This is a genomic window from Jiangella mangrovi (assembly GCF_014204975.1).
Classification (GTDB): domain Bacteria; phylum Actinomycetota; class Actinomycetes; order Jiangellales; family Jiangellaceae; genus Jiangella; species Jiangella mangrovi.
The window spans coordinates 2,563,382-2,579,616 of sequence record NZ_JACHMM010000001.1; the positions used below are offsets into that span (position 1 = coordinate 2,563,382).

Annotated in this window: 16 protein-coding genes; 6 read left to right on the forward strand and 10 right to left on the reverse strand. The window is 73.9% G+C overall.

The features are described 5' to 3' along the window. Window positions 1-21: 21 nt before the first annotated feature. Window positions 22-582 carry an RNA polymerase sigma factor gene (locus HD601_RS11970; protein WP_184822137.1) on the reverse strand — a complete coding sequence of 187 codons (561 nt, stop codon included), beginning with the start codon at window positions 580-582 and terminating at the stop codon, window positions 22-24. Window positions 583-681: 99 nt separating this feature from the next. Beyond that, window positions 682-3,189, reverse strand: coding sequence for a LuxR C-terminal-related transcriptional regulator (locus HD601_RS11975; RefSeq protein WP_184822139.1), 2,508 nt, complete (start codon window positions 3,187-3,189; stop codon window positions 682-684). A gap of 198 nt (window positions 3,190-3,387) precedes the next feature. On the opposite strand from HD601_RS11975, the gene HD601_RS11980 reads away from it, so the two are divergent. After that, a complete protein-coding gene (locus tag HD601_RS11980; protein ID WP_184822141.1) occupies window positions 3,388-6,162 on the forward strand; it encodes an AAA family ATPase in 2,775 nt (924 codons plus the stop codon). 187 nt (window positions 6,163-6,349) lie between these two features. On the opposite strand, the gene HD601_RS11985 is transcribed toward HD601_RS11980, so the two are convergent. The 4 genes from HD601_RS11985 to HD601_RS12000 all read right to left on the reverse strand — a co-directional run bounded on the left by HD601_RS11985 (window position 6,350) and on the right by HD601_RS12000 (window position 9,602). Then, on the reverse strand, window positions 6,350-7,081 hold the full coding sequence (locus HD601_RS11985; RefSeq protein ID WP_184822143.1) for an ANTAR domain-containing protein: 732 nt from the start codon (window positions 7,079-7,081) through the stop codon (window positions 6,350-6,352). A gap of 100 nt (window positions 7,082-7,181) precedes the next feature. Next, window positions 7,182-7,988 carry a GAF and ANTAR domain-containing protein gene (locus tag HD601_RS11990; RefSeq protein WP_184822145.1) on the reverse strand — a complete coding sequence of 269 codons (807 nt, stop codon included), beginning with the start codon at window positions 7,986-7,988 and terminating at the stop codon, window positions 7,182-7,184. Window positions 7,989-8,170: 182 nt separating this feature from the next. Beyond that, window positions 8,171-8,980, reverse strand: a complete 810-nt coding sequence (locus HD601_RS11995) for an ANTAR domain-containing protein (RefSeq protein ID WP_221440866.1) — start codon at window positions 8,978-8,980, stop codon at window positions 8,171-8,173. A 40-nt stretch (window positions 8,981-9,020) separates the two neighbouring features. Further along, the gene (locus HD601_RS12000; RefSeq protein WP_184822147.1) at window positions 9,021-9,602 is read right to left on the reverse strand and encodes a TetR/AcrR family transcriptional regulator; all 582 of its coding nucleotides are present in this window, start codon (window positions 9,600-9,602) and stop codon (window positions 9,021-9,023) included. A 105-nt stretch (window positions 9,603-9,707) separates the two neighbouring features. Here HD601_RS12000 and HD601_RS12005 point away from each other — a divergent pair, with 105 nt between their 5' ends. Beyond that, window positions 9,708-10,385 carry a GAF and ANTAR domain-containing protein gene (locus HD601_RS12005; RefSeq protein WP_184822149.1) on the forward strand — a complete coding sequence of 226 codons (678 nt, stop codon included), beginning with the start codon at window positions 9,708-9,710 and terminating at the stop codon, window positions 10,383-10,385. 30 nt (window positions 10,386-10,415) lie between these two features. Here the strand turns inward: HD601_RS12005 and HD601_RS12010 are convergent, their stop codons facing one another. Further along, the gene (locus HD601_RS12010) at window positions 10,416-10,613 is read right to left on the reverse strand and encodes a hypothetical protein (protein WP_184822150.1); all 198 of its coding nucleotides are present in this window, start codon (window positions 10,611-10,613) and stop codon (window positions 10,416-10,418) included. Window positions 10,614-10,729: 116 nt separating this feature from the next. On the opposite strand from HD601_RS12010, the gene HD601_RS12015 reads away from it, so the two are divergent. The 3 genes from HD601_RS12015 to HD601_RS12025 all read left to right on the forward strand — a co-directional run bounded on the left by HD601_RS12015 (window position 10,730) and on the right by HD601_RS12025 (window position 12,257). After that, complete coding sequence (locus HD601_RS12015) at window positions 10,730-11,056, forward strand: plasmid stabilization protein (RefSeq protein ID WP_184822152.1); 327 nt, start codon at window positions 10,730-10,732, stop codon at window positions 11,054-11,056. Window positions 11,057-11,153: 97 nt separating this feature from the next. Further along, entirely contained in the window at window positions 11,154-11,531 is a 378-nt protein-coding gene (locus HD601_RS12020) for a DUF1304 domain-containing protein (protein ID WP_184822154.1), read from the forward strand. Window positions 11,532-11,606: 75 nt separating this feature from the next. Next, window positions 11,607-12,257: a G5 domain-containing protein gene (locus HD601_RS12025; protein ID WP_221440868.1), complete on the forward strand. Its 651-nt coding sequence runs from the start codon at window positions 11,607-11,609 to the stop codon at window positions 12,255-12,257. A 21-nt stretch (window positions 12,258-12,278) separates the two neighbouring features. On the opposite strand, the gene HD601_RS12030 is transcribed toward HD601_RS12025, so the two are convergent. Further along, window positions 12,279-13,826 carry an MFS transporter gene (locus HD601_RS12030; RefSeq protein WP_184822156.1) on the reverse strand — a complete coding sequence of 516 codons (1,548 nt, stop codon included), beginning with the start codon at window positions 13,824-13,826 and terminating at the stop codon, window positions 12,279-12,281. A gap of 134 nt (window positions 13,827-13,960) precedes the next feature. Between HD601_RS12030 and HD601_RS12035 the strand changes: the two genes are divergently transcribed. After that, on the forward strand, window positions 13,961-14,854 hold the full coding sequence (locus tag HD601_RS12035) for a LysR substrate-binding domain-containing protein (RefSeq protein ID WP_184822158.1): 894 nt from the start codon (window positions 13,961-13,963) through the stop codon (window positions 14,852-14,854). 92 nt (window positions 14,855-14,946) lie between these two features. Here HD601_RS12035 and HD601_RS12040 read toward each other — a convergent pair whose 3' ends face one another. Both HD601_RS12040 and HD601_RS12045 read right to left on the reverse strand, forming a co-directional pair. Then, window positions 14,947-15,867 carry a zinc-binding dehydrogenase gene (locus HD601_RS12040; RefSeq protein ID WP_184822160.1) on the reverse strand — a complete coding sequence of 307 codons (921 nt, stop codon included), beginning with the start codon at window positions 15,865-15,867 and terminating at the stop codon, window positions 14,947-14,949. 5 nt (window positions 15,868-15,872) lie between these two features. Then, window positions 15,873-16,235, reverse strand: a complete 363-nt coding sequence (locus HD601_RS12045; RefSeq protein ID WP_184822162.1) for a sensory rhodopsin transducer — start codon at window positions 16,233-16,235, stop codon at window positions 15,873-15,875.

A 16,235-nucleotide genomic window follows, 5' to 3' on the forward strand; every position in this document is an offset into this window, starting at 1 on the left:
CGGGAGGTCCTGACCTGCGGATCAGGCGTCGGCGGGGGCGGCGGCGTAGGCCGCGCGCAGCGCCTTGCGGGCCCGGGCCGCCAGGCTGGAGACGGCGTTCGGCGTCATCGACAGCCGCGAGCCGAGCTCGGACGGGGAGTAGCGCTCGACGTCGATGAGCCAGAGCACGAGACGCCACCGGGCCGGCAGGGTGGCCAGCGCGGTCGCCGCCCGGCCGCCGTCGACCCGGCCGGCGGCGAAGCCGGGCTGGCCGAGCAGGGCGTCCCAGGCGGCGGGGTCCTCGACCGTCACCGTGCGCCCGCGCGCCGACGAGTGCCGGTAGGCGAGGCGTTTCACCGTCGACAACACGTAGCCGGGGAACGACGAGCGCGGCCCGCGACCTGCGCGGACGGCGTTCAGCACGAGGCAGAAGGTCTCCTGGACGAGGTCGTCGGCGGCGTGTTGGTCGCGGACGATGTGCTGTGCCGCGCGGTGCGCCATGGGGGCCGTCTTCTCGTACAGGATCCCGAAGGCGTCGTCGTCGCCGTCGTGAGCCCGGTCCAGCAGGATCGCGAACTCGTGGTGGTCCCACTCGTCGATCATGAAAAGAACCTCGTGGCAGTGCGGTGTTCCGCGCGTCGGCGGTCCCCGCAGACCTCACTAGGGGGATTCACGATCTTGCGGCATATCGCCGCAATCGGGTCACTGCGCGGGCAGGATGGCCAGCGCCCTGGCCACGACGACCGCCTCGTAGCGGTCGGCCGCGCCGAGCTTGCGGTAGAGCGAGCGCGCGGTGGTCTTCAGTGTGTTGCCGGAGATGTACATCGACTTCGCGATGTCGCTGAGCGTCTCGGGTCCGTCGAGCGACAGCAGCACCTCGGTCTCGCGCTCGGACAGCGCGGGAGCGGCTCCGGTGTTGGCGCGGTGCAGCGCGGCCAGCTCGACCGGCAGGCTGCTCAGGGGGCCCGACGGCGGCAGCGGAAGCTCGCCGCCGATGACGGCCGTCCGCAGCGCCGGCAGCAGCAGGAGCGGCCGGCGGGCGCCCGTGCGCTCGATCAGCGCGAACAGCTGGTGCAGGTGCGCGCCGGGGCCGAGGCCGCGGCGCAGGGCGGACTCGACGAGCAGCGCGTAGACGTCGGCGCGCACGGTCCGGGGGACGGTGCCGAGGTCGCCCAACGGCGTCAGCTCGCGCCCGGCGGCCAGGGGGTCGCCGGCCGCCAGCAGCGCCCGGGCCCGGGCCACCGCGAGCAGCGCCGCGTGCCCCGGCGGCGCGGCGGTGGTCGCGAGCAGCGCTGTCGCCGCTTCGGGGTCGTCGCGGGCGATCAGGGCGTGCGCCCGGGCGATCGTCGCCAGCAGCCGGTTCAGCGGCAGCCGGTTGGTCGGCTGGTCCTCGCCGCTGAGCAGCTCGGCGTGCCCGGCGGCCGTGCGGTCGCCGCCCAGCAGCGCCAGCACCGACCACGCCAGGGCCAGCCGGGCTGCGGGCGGGACGACGTCGCGGTCGAGCCGGCGCTGGGCGCCGTGCAGCCGCTCGGCCACGCCGGCGGTGCGGCCGTGCTCGAGGTCGAGCGCCCCGCGGGTGAGGTGGACGTGGTCGGTGAACTGGTTGTCGGCCCAGCCGTGCCGCCGGGCGATCTCGGCCGCCGAGCGCGCCTGCCGGGCCGCGCCGGCGAGGTCGCCGCGCAGGAACGACGTGTAGGACCGCAGCGCCTCGCTGTTCGCCTCGTGCCAGGCGATGCCGTGGTGGCGGGCCTGCGTGGCCGTGCGGCCCAGGATGGCCTCGGCGGCGTCGAGGTCGCCGGCGGCCAGCCGGTTGGCGCCGGTCTGCCACTCGAAGTAGACGACGCGGTCGAGGTGCTCGCGCCGCTCGTCGTCGGTGGCCGCCCGGATCAGCGCCTGCCCGGCCCGCTCGACGGCGAGCGCGGCGGCGGCGTCGCCACGGGCCCGGGCCAGCACCATCTGGAAGCAGCGGATGGTCAGCAGCGTCCCGCTCAGCGTGTACGGGTCGACCAGGCGGTCGGCCTGCGCGACGCGGCGGGCGAAGGTCTGCAGGTCCGGCGGCGGAGCGACGGCGGCGATGGCCGCGAGCAGCAGCAGCACGGGGTCGGCGGCGATGACGTCGTCGGGCAGCGTGTTGACCGCCGGCAGCAGGTCGTCGAACTGACCGCGGGCGACCGCCGGCTCCCAGCTGGCCCGGACCACGCTGCCGGCGGTCGCCTTGTCGAGCGCGGTGTCGACCACCAGCGGCAGCGCGTCGGTGGTGCGGCCGTGCGCCACCAGCAGCCGGACGGTGCGCGTCACCAGCTCGGTGCGGCGGCCGGGCTGCTCGACGTCGAGCCGGGCCAGCAGCGCGCGGCGGACCGGGTGCGGCAGCCGCCACTGCGCGTCGTCGGCGACGGGGACCAGCCGGCCCGCCGTCGCCCACCGGTCGATCAGCGCGGCGGGGTCGTCGGGCGCGGCGGCGTGGTCCTCGAGCAGCAGCGCCAGCACCGAGGCGTCGAACCGGGGCGCCGCGGCGACGTCGGTGAGCAGCGTGTGGTCGGCGGGGTCGAGGTCGCCGAGCAGCTCGTTGCGGACGAACTGGTCGACGAGGTCGCGCAGGCGCCGCTCGGACAGCGCGGCGTCGGGCCGCCGCGCGCGCAGCGCCGCCACCACGAGCGCCGGCCAGCCGTCGGTCGTCTGGTCGAGCTCGGCGAGGTCGTCGGGGCTCAGCGCGACCCGGAACCGGGTGGCCAGATGGTGGATCTCGGCGGCGTCGAACAGCAGGTCCGCCAGGCCCACCAGCTGGATGGTGCCGTCGAGCTGCCGGTCGGCGGTGGCCCAGGCGGGCTGTGTGCGGGTGCTCAGGAGGACCCGGGTGTCGTGGTCGCGGGCCGCGCGCAGCGCCGAGCGCACGCCGTCGCCGTCGGGATCGGGGACGCCGTCGAGCAGGATGGCCGGCGGGTCGCCCGCGGCGTCGCCCACCGCACGGCAGAGGATGTCGTCGACGGCCGGACCGATGGCGTCACCGAGGGCGGGATCGACGCGGGCCACCCGCCCGGCGCCCAGCCGCCGGGCGACCTCGTCGAGCAGCAACGACTTCCCGAGCCCCGGCGGTCCCTGCACGACGAGGATCGGCGCGGCGTCGGGCCTGGTCAGCGGGTCGGCGAGGCGTGGCCTGGGCACGACGGCGCGCGGCCCCGACCGTCGCCGGTCGCTCTCGGCACCCCACATCGTGTCGTCTCCCCGTCCTGCCCACCCGGATGACGATCTTAGTCTCACCCCTCGCCTCACCCCAGGTTCCACCCCCGATCACCCGTCAGCAGTGTCGGGTTCTCACGTCATGACAGGGTGCCGGACCGCGATGCTTGGGGATGAAGATCGCGAAGGGGGGCCCGGCGATGGTGGGTGATCGCAGGGTGAGGGGAACGGGTGGACAAGGACGTACGCGACGAGCTGATCGGTCGCGATGGTGAACAGTCGAGGATCCGCGAGGTCCTGCTGAGGCTGACGGCCGGCGAGGGGGGCGCGGTCGTCGTGGAGGGCGCCGCGGGCGTCGGCAAGAGCGCGCTCGTGCGCGCCGTGGCCGACGACGCGCGCGCGGGGCGGCTGACGGGGCTCGACGAGGTGACGGTGTCATCGGTCGTCGGCGCCGAGGCCGAGCGCGGCTGGCCGTTCTCGGGCCTGCACCTCGTGCTGTCCGCCGTCGTGGGCTCGCTCGAGCCGGAACAGCAGCAGCTCGCGGCCCGGCTGGTCGACGACCTCACCCGCCGCCTCGACCAGGCCAGCACCACCGCCTACGAGATCGCCGTCCAGGTCCAGTCCCTCATCAGCCGGCTGCGGCGGCCGCTGGTCGTCGTCATGGACAACGCGCACCGCCTGGACCCGCAGTCGCTGGAGGTGCTCGGGTTCGTCGCCCGCCGGGTCGGAACGTCGCCGCTGGTGCTGCTGGTCGTCGTCGACGCGGCCGAGCGGGTGCCGCCGCTGCGCGGGCTGCCGGTGGTCCGGCTCGGCGAGCTGGCGCCCACCGACGCGACCGAGCTGGTCCGCCGGGCGGCCGGGTCGCACACCCTGCACAGCGTGGCGGCCCGCATCGCCGCGCGCGTCGGCGGCAACCCGCGGGCGCTGCTCGACGTCGTCGGGCGCATCCCGGACGTGCAGCTGCTGGGGCAGGTCGAGTTGGACCGGCACCTGCCGCACTCGCCGGTCCTGCAGGCGCTGCAGCTGCCGGAGCTGGGCACGCTCGACGACGATCAGCGCTTCGCCCTGCTGGTCGCGACCGGCAGCGAGGACCATCGGCTGGCGCCGGTGCTCAACGCGCTAGGCTCGCCGGACGCCCCGCACGTCGCCTGGCTCTTCGGCGAGCACCTGAACCGCTCCGACGGCACGTACACGCTGCAGCGGCCGGCCGTGCGCTCGATCATCTGGCAGGCCGCGACCATGGCCGAGCGCGACGCCGCCCACCAGGCGCTGGCCGGTGCGTACGCCGACTCCGACCCCGGCCGGCAGCTCTGGCACCTGGCGCAGACCCGGCACGACCACGACGACGAGTTGGCCACACGGCTGCACCGGGCCGCCAGCGAGTCGCTGGCCCGCGGCGAGGTGGAGCGGTCGCTGTCGTTCGCGCGCGAGGCGGTCCGGCTCACGTCCAAGCCCGGCGAGCGGATCGAGCGGCTGCTGCAGGCCGGGCGGTTCGCCGTCCTCGCCGGCCGGCTGGACGAGGCGGTGCACATCGCCCGCGAGCGGTTCCGGCTCGACACCACGGCCGAGCAGCGGGCCGACTTCGCGCTGCTCGAGGTGCGCGCCCGCAACCTGCTCGACGGCGAGGTCGCGACCGGCCTGGTCAGCCGGCACGTCGAGGAGGTCGCGCCGATCGACCCGGCCCGCGCGGCCGCCCTGGACCTCGCCGCCGCGCACGGGCTGGCCGGGCGCATGGAGCAGGCCGAGGCCGCCCGGTTCCTCGCGCTGGCCGAGCGGTTCACCGACGACTTCGACGACACCACCCGCGCGGCGCACCGGCGGACGGCGGCGCTGCTGGCGTCGGTCAGCGGCGAGCTGGACCGCGCCGTCGAGCTGGCCGAGGCCGGAGCGGGGGGCGCCGAGGACCTCTTCGGCGAGGCCGAGTCGCACCTGCTGCAGGCGACGGTGCTGGTGCGGGCGGAGCGGTACGGTCAGGCGCGGCGGCTGCTGCGGGCGGTCATCAGCGGGCAGTTCGGCGACTCGCCGCTGTTGCTGCGGGCCGCGCTGGCCGGCCTGGTCCAGCTGGAGGCGCGGGCCGGCCGCCTGCGCGAGGCCGCCGAGGCCGCCACCGGGTGGGACCGCGTCGACGCCGACAGCGCACACCGGGCGCTCGTGCCGGCGTGCATGATCCGGGTCAACGCCTTCCTCGGCGAGGACGAGGCCGCCTGGGAGCGCCGCCGTCAGTCGATCGAGGGGTCGCGGCGGCACGGCGACTCGTGGGCGACCGCCGTCATGCAGGCCGAGACCGGCGCGTTCCTGCTGCTGCTCGGCCGGTTCGACGAGGCGATGTCGGTGCTCGACCACGCCCGGCGGCACGCCCTCGAGCACGCCGACCCGTCGATCCTCGCCGTCGAGCCCGACTACGTCGAGGCGTGCGTGCGCAACGGCGAGCTCGCCCGGGCCCGCGTGGCGCTGGCCGAGTTCGAGCTGCGCGCCGACCGCGTCCCGACGGCGTGGGCGCGGCACACCGTCGCCCGCTGCCGTGCCCTGGTCAGCGAGGGCGATGAGGCGCTGACGCTGTTCCGCGAGGCGGTCGAGACGGCCGCCGACACCGTCTCGCCGGTCGAGCAGGCACGGACGCTGCTCTGCTTCGGCGAGCGGCTGCGCCGGCTGGGCCGGCGCACCGACGCGCGCTCCTGGCTGCAGCGCACGGTGGTGCTGGCGCAGGAGAGCGGCGCCATCGCGCTGGCCGGTCGGGCTGGTCAGGAGCTCGGCGCCGCCGGCGGTCCCGTCCCGCCGACCACCCGGCTGGCCGACCTCACCGACGCGGAGCAGCGCATCGCGACCCTGGTCGCCAGCGGCCGGCGCAACCGCGAGATCGCGGCGGAGCTGTTCGTCTCGGTCCGCACGGTCGAGGCGCACCTCGGGCGCATCTTCCGCAAGCTCGGCATCCGGTCGCGGACCGAGCTCACCGGCATCGTGGTCGCCGGTCTGGACGACGACGGCGTGGGCGCCGGCCAGGCCTGATCCGGCCCGGCCCGAACCGGTTCGAAAATTCTCGGAAGTCGCGCGTGCTGATCCGGCGGTCCGGCGCCTCCTACTTGATGACGGGTGGAGGTGCAGGGCCGGCCGGCCCACTCGTCCAACGGGGGATCCGCCACTCCGCTCCCCGTGAAGCCCCCCTTCTCGGGAGCGGAGTGCCGGACAACCCCGTTCAGCGTCCGGTCGGGGGCCTGCGGCGATCGCGGGCCTGGGCCGAGAGGTCGAGGGTGCGCTCCAGCACCTGCCGGGCGACGTCGGCGACGGTGACGTCGTCGGCGTAGGCGCGGGCCCGCAGCAGCGCGAGCGCGTCGTCGGGCGAGATGCCGAGCTGGGCCACCAGGAAACCGGTGGCCTGGTGCACCTCGGCGCGGCCGGCCCACGCGCCGGTGAACTCGCCGGGCGGTTCGGCGAGGTCCGGGTCGCGCAGCAGCGCCGCGCCGACGGCGGCGGCCAGGTGCGCGGTGAGGGCGGCCTCGGGCTCGGGATGGCCGGGGCCGCAGCGGTACGCCGTCAGGACGCCGAGCACGTCGGAGCCCATGGGCACCGGGATGGCGACCACGGTGGCACGGCCGACCTCGCGGCGGGCGGCCTCGGTGAACAGCGGCCAGACCGGTCCGGACCCGTCGCTGCCGAGGCGGGCGACGACGGTGCCGGCCGTGCGGTAGGCGTCGACGCCGGGTCCCTCGCCCAGCACGTCCTGCGGGTCCTCGAGGGTGCCGGCAACGGCGTCGGTGGAGCAGACGGTGAGCCGCTGCGGCAGCGTGTAGGCCAAGGTGATGGCGGCGCCGTCGCCGTCGAGAATGGACCGGCAGGTCTCGCCGAGGCGCTGGGCCAGCGGCGCAGCGGACCCCGCGTCGGCGACCGCTGCGGCGAGTCGCGACGTCACCTCGGCTCGTGTGGTCAACCGCCGCTCCTCCTCGGCGGCCGGCATACGGATCCGGCCCCCGGCGCCGCCCACCCTACTGGATCGGGCGGAGCGGGCGTCCCGGACGACAGGCGCGCGGTCATTCGCCGGTGTTGTACGCGTCGGGCAGTGACCGGGTCCGGACGACGTCGCCCGCCACCCGGCTGAGCTTGACGTTGTTGTCGCGGGAGTAGCGGCGCAGCACCTCGAACGACTGGGTGGCGTCGAGCCCGTAGCGCTCCATGAGGATGCCCTGCGCCAGCCCGATCTGGTAGCGGGCGTCGATCGCCTCGCGCAGCGTCGACGACCGGCGGGCGTCGGTGATGGCGATGGCGGCGTGGCGCAGCAGCAGCTTGGCGACCGCCACGTGCCGTTCCGCCGGCTGCTCGGCGAGCTCCCAGAACACGATGACCGTGCCGGAGTAGTGTGGGCCGAGGTCCAGCGGCATCGCCAGCATGCTGCGGTAGCCGATCTCGGCGATGACGGCGGTCCACCGCGGCCAGCGCGGCTCCGTCGTGCTGTCGGTGACGAGGATCGGCACCTGCTCGGTCAGCGCCGTGAGCGACGGCCCCTCGCTGAGCTCGAACTGGACGCGGTCGGCCTCCTCGGCGCGGTCGGTGGTGGCGGCCGCGACCTCGCGCCGGCCCCGAGGCCGCAGAAGCGTCGCCCCCGCGGCGTCGCCTCCGATGACCTCGACGCCCTGGTGGACGACGGCGTTCACCGTCGACTCGACGTCGGGCTGCAGGTAGAGGTGCGGCGCGGCCGCGGACAGCAGCTGGGCGACGTTGTCGGGCTCGATGAGACGCCGTTCGCCGAGCTCGCCCCCGCACTCCGGGCCGGAGGCCGGCTCGGGCTCCGGGTCCGGTTCGGGTTCCGCGTCGGAGGGCGTCAACGGTTCGCCGGTCATGGGCGGGAACAGGGCGCCGGGCGGAATCCGGTGATTCCGAGATCGAGGCAGTACGACATGAAGACCTCGGGAGATGAGCCGGGTGCGGCGGAACTGCCGCCGGCTGGCGTCTCAACCGGAGACCGTCAACGTACATACGGCGCGGGCGAATGACAAATTCCGGTCGCGCGACGCGCCGGACGTCAGGCGTCCGGGACGCCGTCGCTCAGGCCGGGCGCGGACTCGATGCCGGTCGCAGTGGGACGGCGCCGGAACGGGGCCGGCTGCTGCGCCGCCTGGCCGGACACCTTGGCGACCATGCGCTCGGCGACGGTGCGCAGCTTGAGGTTGTTGTTCTGGGAGTGCTTGCGCAGCATCGAGAACGCGGTCTCGGCGGAGCACCGCTGCTGCGCCATGAGGATGCCGATGGCCTGGTCGATGACGCTGCGGGTGGCCAGCGCCTGCTCGAGCTGGTCGGTGAGCTCGGCGTCGTGCACCTGGCGCAGCGCGAGGGCCAGCGCGGTGGACGCCTGGGCGGCGAACGTCTCGGCGCGGCGGCGGTTCTGGATGTCGAACGCCTCGGGCTCGTCGAAGTCGTAGAGGTTCATGGCGCCGATGACGTCGCCGTTCACGACCAGCGGCAGGCTCAGCGAGGAGCGCACGCCCAGCGCGACGGCGTGCACCCGGTACTCCGGCCAGCGCGGGTCGGACTCCTGGTCGGCGATCTCGACCACCTCGCCAGTGGCCAGTGAGTGCACGCACGGCCCCCAGCCGCCGGTGTACTGACCCTCGTCGACCTGCGCGGCCCGGGGGTCGCTGCTGACGACGGTGCGCGGCTGGCCGTCGTAGCTGGTGGTGATGCCGCACGACGCCGGCGGCTCGACGAGGTCGGCGGCGAGCTTGGCGAGGTCGGTGAGGAACTCTTCGACCTTCGGGGCGTTGAGCAGCAGGTTCTGTACCGCGCCCAGCAGCTCGGCCAGGTCGCGGCCCACTGGTGTCCCCTCGTCCGCCACCCTCGCCACTGTACGCCGCGGGGCGGGCGACGCCGAACGGTCAGCGGTACTGATCGATGAGGCTGGCCGCCATGGCCTTGGCCCGCTGCGCGGCGCCGGGGTCACCCTCGAGCGCGGCGATGATGGAGCCCTTCATGAGGATCTGCCAGGACCGGGCGAACTCCTCGGGCTCGCGCAGCCCGGCGTCGGCGGCACGGGCGCTGACGATGGCGCGCAGGTTGGCCAGGTGCTGGATGCTGGCCTGTCCCAGCGGGTGCGACTTGCCCATCTCGAGCAGGACGGTGATGAAGGCGATGCCGTCGAAGTCGTCGCTGGCGAACCACTCGTCGAACACGTCGAAGATGGCGAGCAGCCGTTCCTCGGGGGTGTCGCCGCGCTTCTCGGACCCGGCCTCGACCAGGCCGATGGTCCACTCGCTCTCGCGGCGGTCGAGGTAGGCCAGGACGAGGTCGTTCTTGGACGGGAAATGCTTGTAGAAGGTGGCCTTGGCGACGTGCGAGCGCTCGATGACCTCGTCGACGCCCACCCCGATGATGCCTCGCCGGGCGAACAGCCGATAGCTGGCCGCCAGGATGCGTTCACGCGCGTTGGGCGCGCCGCCGGCGGCCTCCGGGACCTGCATGACGATCGACGATACATGTTGACACTGCCCGCTGTCGCGGGGTAGACAGAACCGTCTGTTCGCTCGATGGTGGAGACCTGCGCCCGCGAAGGGTGAGCGAGAGCAATGGACCTCAGTCCGTCGTCGGAACTTGCCGCGGCCGCCGCTGACCTGCACAGCGAGCCGGACGTCGAGAGCACCGTCCAGTCCGTCCTGCAGCACGCCCGCGCCCTCACGGGGGCCGACGGCGTCGCCGTCATGATCCGTCAGGGCGGCCGCCCCGCGGTCATGAGCGCCACCAGTCCCGAGGCGGCCAAGGCCGACCTCTTCCAGATCCAGTGCGCCGAGGGCCCGAGCCTCGAGGCCATGTGCGCCCGCGACGCCGTCGTCGTCGACGACGTGTCGGCGGACGACCGCTGGCGCAGCTGGAGTGGCTCGGTCACCGAGATGGGCTTCCAGAGCGTCCTGTCCCTCGGGCTCGGCACCAACCGCTCGGCGCTCGGCGCGCTGAGCGTCTACTCCGCCAGGGTGGGCGCGTTCGCCGACGACCGCGCCCAGCTGGCCCGGCTGTACGCCCGGCACGCGTCGGTCGCGCTGGTGTCGGCGCGGCACGAGTCCGGGCTGCGGCGGGCCATGAACGCACGACACGTCATCGGGCAGGCCCAGGGCGTGCTCATGGAGCGACACGGGCTCGACGCCGAGCAGGCGTTCGCCATGCTGCGCAACAGTGCCCGCGACCACGGTGTGAAGCTCGGCGAGCGAGCCGAGCAGATCGTCGCGTCGCGGCCGGCCGAGGTCGGCTGAACCCCCCAGCCGACCTCGGGCCGGGCGCCCTCAGGTGCCGGGTTCCCGGTCGGGGTCGAGCTCCAGCCCGGCCTCGTCCGGCTCGGGCAGGCCGGCGAGCGGGTCGTCCTCGTCCTCGGTGGCGAACAGCTCCGGGTCCTGGGCGGGATCGGGCTGCTCCTCGGCCAGCCGCTCGTCGAGCGTCTCCTCGTCCTCGACGTGGAACGAGCCGTAGTCGGGTTCGCTCATGACGTCCTCCTCCGTGAGGCCTCCCTGGGTCGGCTACCCGGTGCGATCCGCCGCAAACGACGCGGTTGGTTTCGCATCGCCCGGGTACAGGGAGAGGGAGCACGGAGGTGAGCCGGATGCCGAGAGGGCAGTGGAGCAACAAGCGCGAGCGGCAGTACGAGCACATCAAGGAAGGCCTCGAGGACCGCGACTACAGCGAGGACCGGGCCGAGGAGATCGCCGCGCGCACCGTGAACAAGGAGCGGGCGCGTTCCGGCGAGGCCAAGGAGAAGAGCCGCTCGTCCGTCGACGACATCTCGTCCGGGCGCCGTGGCGGTCTGCGCTCCGGCAAGGGCCCCGGCGGCCGCACGAAGCAGCAGCTCTACAACGAGGCCAAGGACAAGGGCATCAAGGGCCGCTCGAAGATGACCAAGAAGGAACTGGAGAAGGCGGTCGGCCGCTGACGCCGCGCCGCTGAGAGAAGAGCCTGTCGGGCCGGTGATGAGGGTCTCACCGGCCCGGCACCCTGTCCGGGGCCGGTCGCGCCGCCATACTGCCGCCATGACGGTTGTCGCGTGGGTCTTCGCGGTGGTGGCCGGGATCTTCCACCTCGCGGCGTTCGTGATGGAGAGCATCCTGTTCGACCGGCCGGCCGTGCAGCGGCGCTTCGGCGTCGACGCCGCCTCGGCCGCCGGCGTCGGGCCGTGGGCGTTCAACCAGGGCTTCTACAACCTGGCGCTCGCGGCCGGCGCGCTGGTCGGCGTCATCACCTGGGCGGCGGACCACGAGACGGTCGGCAGGACGCTGATCGTCTTCAGTTGCGCCGCCATGGTGCTCGCCGGGATCGTGCTGCTGGCGTCGCAGCGACGGCTCTGGCAGTCCGCGCTCGGCCAGGCCGTGCCGCCGGCGATCGCGATCGTGGCGACGCTCGCCACCTGACGGCTGTTGACGCGGCCGGGCGCAGGGTCTACCGTCACGGCTTTCCTGATCATGGGTGCAGGGGGCCGGGGGGCCATGACTATCGATCGATCGCGCCTGCGTGCGCTGATTCCTGTTCTTCTCCTCGTCGCGGCGGCCGGTTCGGGCTGCGGCTCGGCCGATGCCGGCGGCGGTTCCGGCGGCGACGAGGAGTTGCGGGTGGCGCCGCTGGCCGGTGCGCCGGCGAGCCCGACGCCGACACCGTCGCCCACGCCGGTGGTCACCGTCGAGACGGTGACGGAGACCGAGGCGGTCCCGTTCGAGCGGGTCAGCGTCGAGGACGACACCATGGACCTCGGCACGTCCGCCGTCACCACGGCCGGGGTCGCGGGCGTGCGGACGCTGGTCTACGAGGTGACGCTCACGGACGGCGTCGAGACCGGCCGGGTGCTGGTGAGCGACGAGGTCACGACGGCGCCGGTCGACGAGGTGACGTCGGTGGGGACCTACGAGCCGCCGCCACCGCCGCCCGAGCCCGAGCCGGAGGAGCAGGCGCAGGGTCTCGTCGACGCGCCGACGCAGGACGAGGGCTGCGACCCGAACTACACCGGTTGCGTGCCGATCGCGTCCGACGTCGACTGCGCGGGCGGCAGCGGCAACGGGCCGGCGTACACCGGTCAGGTGACCGTCGTCGGTGAGGACATCTACGGCCTGGACGCCGACGACGACGGGGTCGGCTGCGAGTAGCCGGCCCCGTCGTCGTGCGGATCAGCGCGGACGGCGTCCGGTCCGGGTCCACGACCGGTCGGTGTGCTGCCGGGTGTGCGTCCGGCCGGGCACGACGCGGGACTGCCGCCGTCGCCGTCGTTCGGCCGGATGCGTCGAGCGGGAGCGGTCCCGCAGGCCCCGGCTGAGCAGCCCCGGGGTCAGCGACGCGGACGCCGCCGGCACCGAGTCGCGCGGGACGACGTACAGCACGCCGCGGCCGGGCCGGTCGCGCAGGATGAGCCGCGTGGTGAGGCGTCCCTTCCGGGCGAGGACCGTCCCGACCACGACGGCGCCCAGCAGCGGCCCGGCGCCGCTGACGATCATGGCGAGGTGGGCGCCGAACTCGTGCGCCAGCCAGCCGATGAGCGTGCCGGAGCCGGCCTGCGCGCCGAACAGCACCAGGATGTACAGCGCCATGACCCGCCCGCGCATGGTGGCCGTGACCGACGTCTGGACCAGGGTGTTGCCGCCGGTGAGGTACAGCAGCGACGTCGCGCCGACGGCGACCAGCACCACGCAGAACAGCGGCAGCCAGGCGATCACCCCGGCGACCATCAGCAGGACGCCGAGCACGCCCGAGGTGTAGACGAGCGTGCGAAGCCGCAGGCTCCTGCGCCGGGTCGAGGCGAGCGCGCCCGCCACGGCGCCGGCGGCCAGACACGAGTTGAGCAGGCCGTAGCCCGCGGACCCGATGTCGAACACGTCGTCGGCGTAGGCGGCCAGGACGGTGGCGAGGTTGATGCCGGTGATCGCGACGAAGCCGACCAGCACGGTCGACCACAGGATGGCCGGCTTCTCGCCGACGTAGCGCAGGCCCTCTCGCAGCTGGCCGCGGGTGCGGGCGATGGCGGGCGCGGCCGAGAGCTCGGACGCGCGCATCATCACCAGCAGCACGACGGCGGTGACCCCGGCCATGGCGTTGACGATGAACGACCAGCCCTCGCCGACCAGCGCGATGCCGACGGCGGCCAGGGCCGGGCCGACGAGCGCGCCGATCTGGAACACCGTCGAGTTGATGCTGATGGCGTTGCGCAGGTGCTGATGCCCGGCGACCTCCGGCACGAACGCCTGCCGCGCCGGGTTGTCGATGACGATCGCGAGGCCGGTGAAGGCGGCCGCGGCCAGGACGTGCCACGGCTCGATGGCGCCGAGCAGCGTGAGCGTCCCGAGCACCAGGGCGGACAGCGCGATCAGCGACTGCGTGATCATCAGCAGCCTGCGCTTGTCGAAGCGGTCGGCGACGACGCCGCCCCAGAGGCCGAACACGAGCATCGGGGCGAGCTGGAGGCTGACGGTGAGCCCGACCCAGGCGACGTTGCCGGTCAGGCTGAGGATGAGCCAGTCCTGCGCGACGCGCTGCATCCAGCCGCACGTGTTGGTCAGGACCTGAGAGGTGACGTAGAGACGGTAGTTGCGTACCCGAAGCGAGGCGAAGGTGTCGCGCCAGTGCGACCGGTGCTGCTGGTCGTCCGCGAGGGGCGGCGCGACCGGGCGGGTATCTGAGTGGGCTTGTGAGGACGGGTGAAGGGCGACGGGCGCCGGTCTCACGGTGTGGTTCCTTGTGTCGGATTGGCAGGACCGTGGTCAACGTTAGGTGCTGAACTGCCGATTCACGAAGCCGATAAGGGCTATAAATGTCATCAAGAAATCCAATGACGACTCCCGATGGCGGTGAACGGCCCGTGTTCGATCCGGTGCATCTGCGGACATTCCTGGCGGTGGCGTCGACGCTGAGCTTCACCCAGGCGGCGCAGCAGCTCGGCATCAGCCAGCCCAGCGTCAGCCAGCACGTCCGGCGGCTCGAGGAGGCGGCCGGGCGGCAGCTGCTGCTGCGCGACACCCGGGCTACCGCTCTCACCGACAACGGCGAGGCGATGGCCGGCTTCGCCCGCTCGATCCTCGCCGCCCACGACGAGGCGGCCAGCTACTTCACCGGCACCGCCATGCGCGGCCGGCTCCGTTTCGGCGCCGCCGACGACCTCGCGCTGGCCCAGCTGCCCGCCGTCCTGCGGGCGTTCCGGCAGTTGCACCCGCGCATCAACCTGGAACTCACCGTCACGCAGACGCGCACGCTCATGCGCCGGCTCGAGGCCAACCAGCTCGACCTCGTCTTCATCAAGGAGTTCCCCGACGAGACCGTCGGCCGCGTCGTCCGCCGCGACCGGCTGGTGTGGATCGGCCTGCCCGGCACCCAGGTCCGCCCCGACGAGCCGATCCCGCTCATCACCTACACCGCGCCCTCGGTCAGCCGCGTGACGGCGCTGCGGGTGCTCGCGGAGTCCGGGCGGTCGTGGAAGATCACGTGCAAGACGCTGGAGGTCAACGGCGTCCTGGCGGCGGCGCGGGCGGGCATCGGGGTGGCGGTGTTCCCGAGCAGCCTGGTGCCGGCGGACCTGCAGGCGCTGCCCGCCTCGGTGGGGCTGCCCGAGCTCGGCGACATCGACTTCACGCTGCTGTCCAACCCTCGCTCACCCGTCGAGCCGGTCGAGGCGCTGACGTCGGCGATCCTCGGCCAGCCCTTCGCCGGGCGCTCGGCCGCTCCCGCCGCTCCCACGCCCCCACCCACTCAAAGTTGATCTTGGAGTTCTTCGGCCATCTATCGGACATTTCGGCCCGCAGTCAGCGAAGAACTCCAAGATCAACTTTCGGCGGGGCGCGAGCGCAAGCGTCACCAGGCGATGGCGGCCTTGACGAAGCCGGGCTCCTTGGCGACCAGCGCCTCGAAGGCGGCGTCCACCTGGTCGAGGGCGAAGCGGTGAGTGACCAGCGCGCCGACGTCGATGCGGCCGGCGGCCACGAGGTCGAGGCCGCGCCGGACGCTCTCGCGTAGGCGGTCGCGGTCGCGGACGTGGGCGTTGACGACGTCGATGGCCTTCCAGTTCCACGTTCGCAGGTCGACGGTGCGCGGCTCCTGGTGGTAGCCCATGATCGACAGCACGCCGTGCGGGCGGACCAGTGTCGTCGCGAGGTCGAGGCCGGGTGCGGTGCCGGACGCCTCGACGACGACGTCGAAGGCGTCGTCGTGCGCAGTACCCGCGGCCTCGCCAGGCGCCACCGCGGCGTCCGCGCCGTGCACCAGGGCCAGCTCGCGCGCGTCCGGCCGCGGGTCGATCGCCACGACCTGCCGGGTCCCCGCGTGCCGCAGGAGCTGCAGCAGCACCAGCCCCATGAACCCGGTCCCGACGACGGCGACCCGGTCGCCGGTGTCGAGGCGGGTCCGGCGCAGCGCCTCGACGACGCAGCCGAGCGGCTCGCCGATGGCCTCGGCCGGGTCCAGGCCGGGCGGCACCGGGACGAGGTCGCGCACGTCGCCGGTGGCGTGGTCGGCGAACGCGGCGTCGACGCGGCCGGTGACGAGGTCGCCCGCCGCGAACGCCGTCACATCGGGCCCGACGGCGACGACCTCGCCCACCGGCTCGTGCCCCAAGACCGCAGGCTCGCCGGCCGTCCAGTCGGCGACCTCGCTCGCACATACCCCGCTGACCAGGACCTTCAGCAGGACCTCGCCGTACCCGGGCTCCGGCAGCTCCACGGACCGCACGGCCGACGTCCGCGGCCCGGTCAGCTCACTCCGCCGCGTCCTCACCATCGGACTCACCGGGCCGGATACGCGATGGTCGACATCAGGGCGTTCGCGGCCTGCCGCGAGTCCAGCCGCGTGTGCTGCACCACCACCGGCACGTCACTGTGCAGCACGACGCTGTAGTCGACGCCCGCCGGAACGCCCAGCGCGCCGAGCTGCTGGTGGTACGCCCGCCGCGCCGGGACCGGCAGGACGTGCGGGCCGTCCGGCTCACGGTCGGTGAAGTAGACCCAGAGCTCCACCGTCGCGTCGGCCGCCCCCGCGTTGAGGATGCAGACGCTCTCGTGACTGGCCAGAGCCGGGTCGTCGCCGCTGCTGCCGGGCGGGATGTACCCGTCGGCGACCACCCAGACCGTCGAACCGATCGGCTCCAC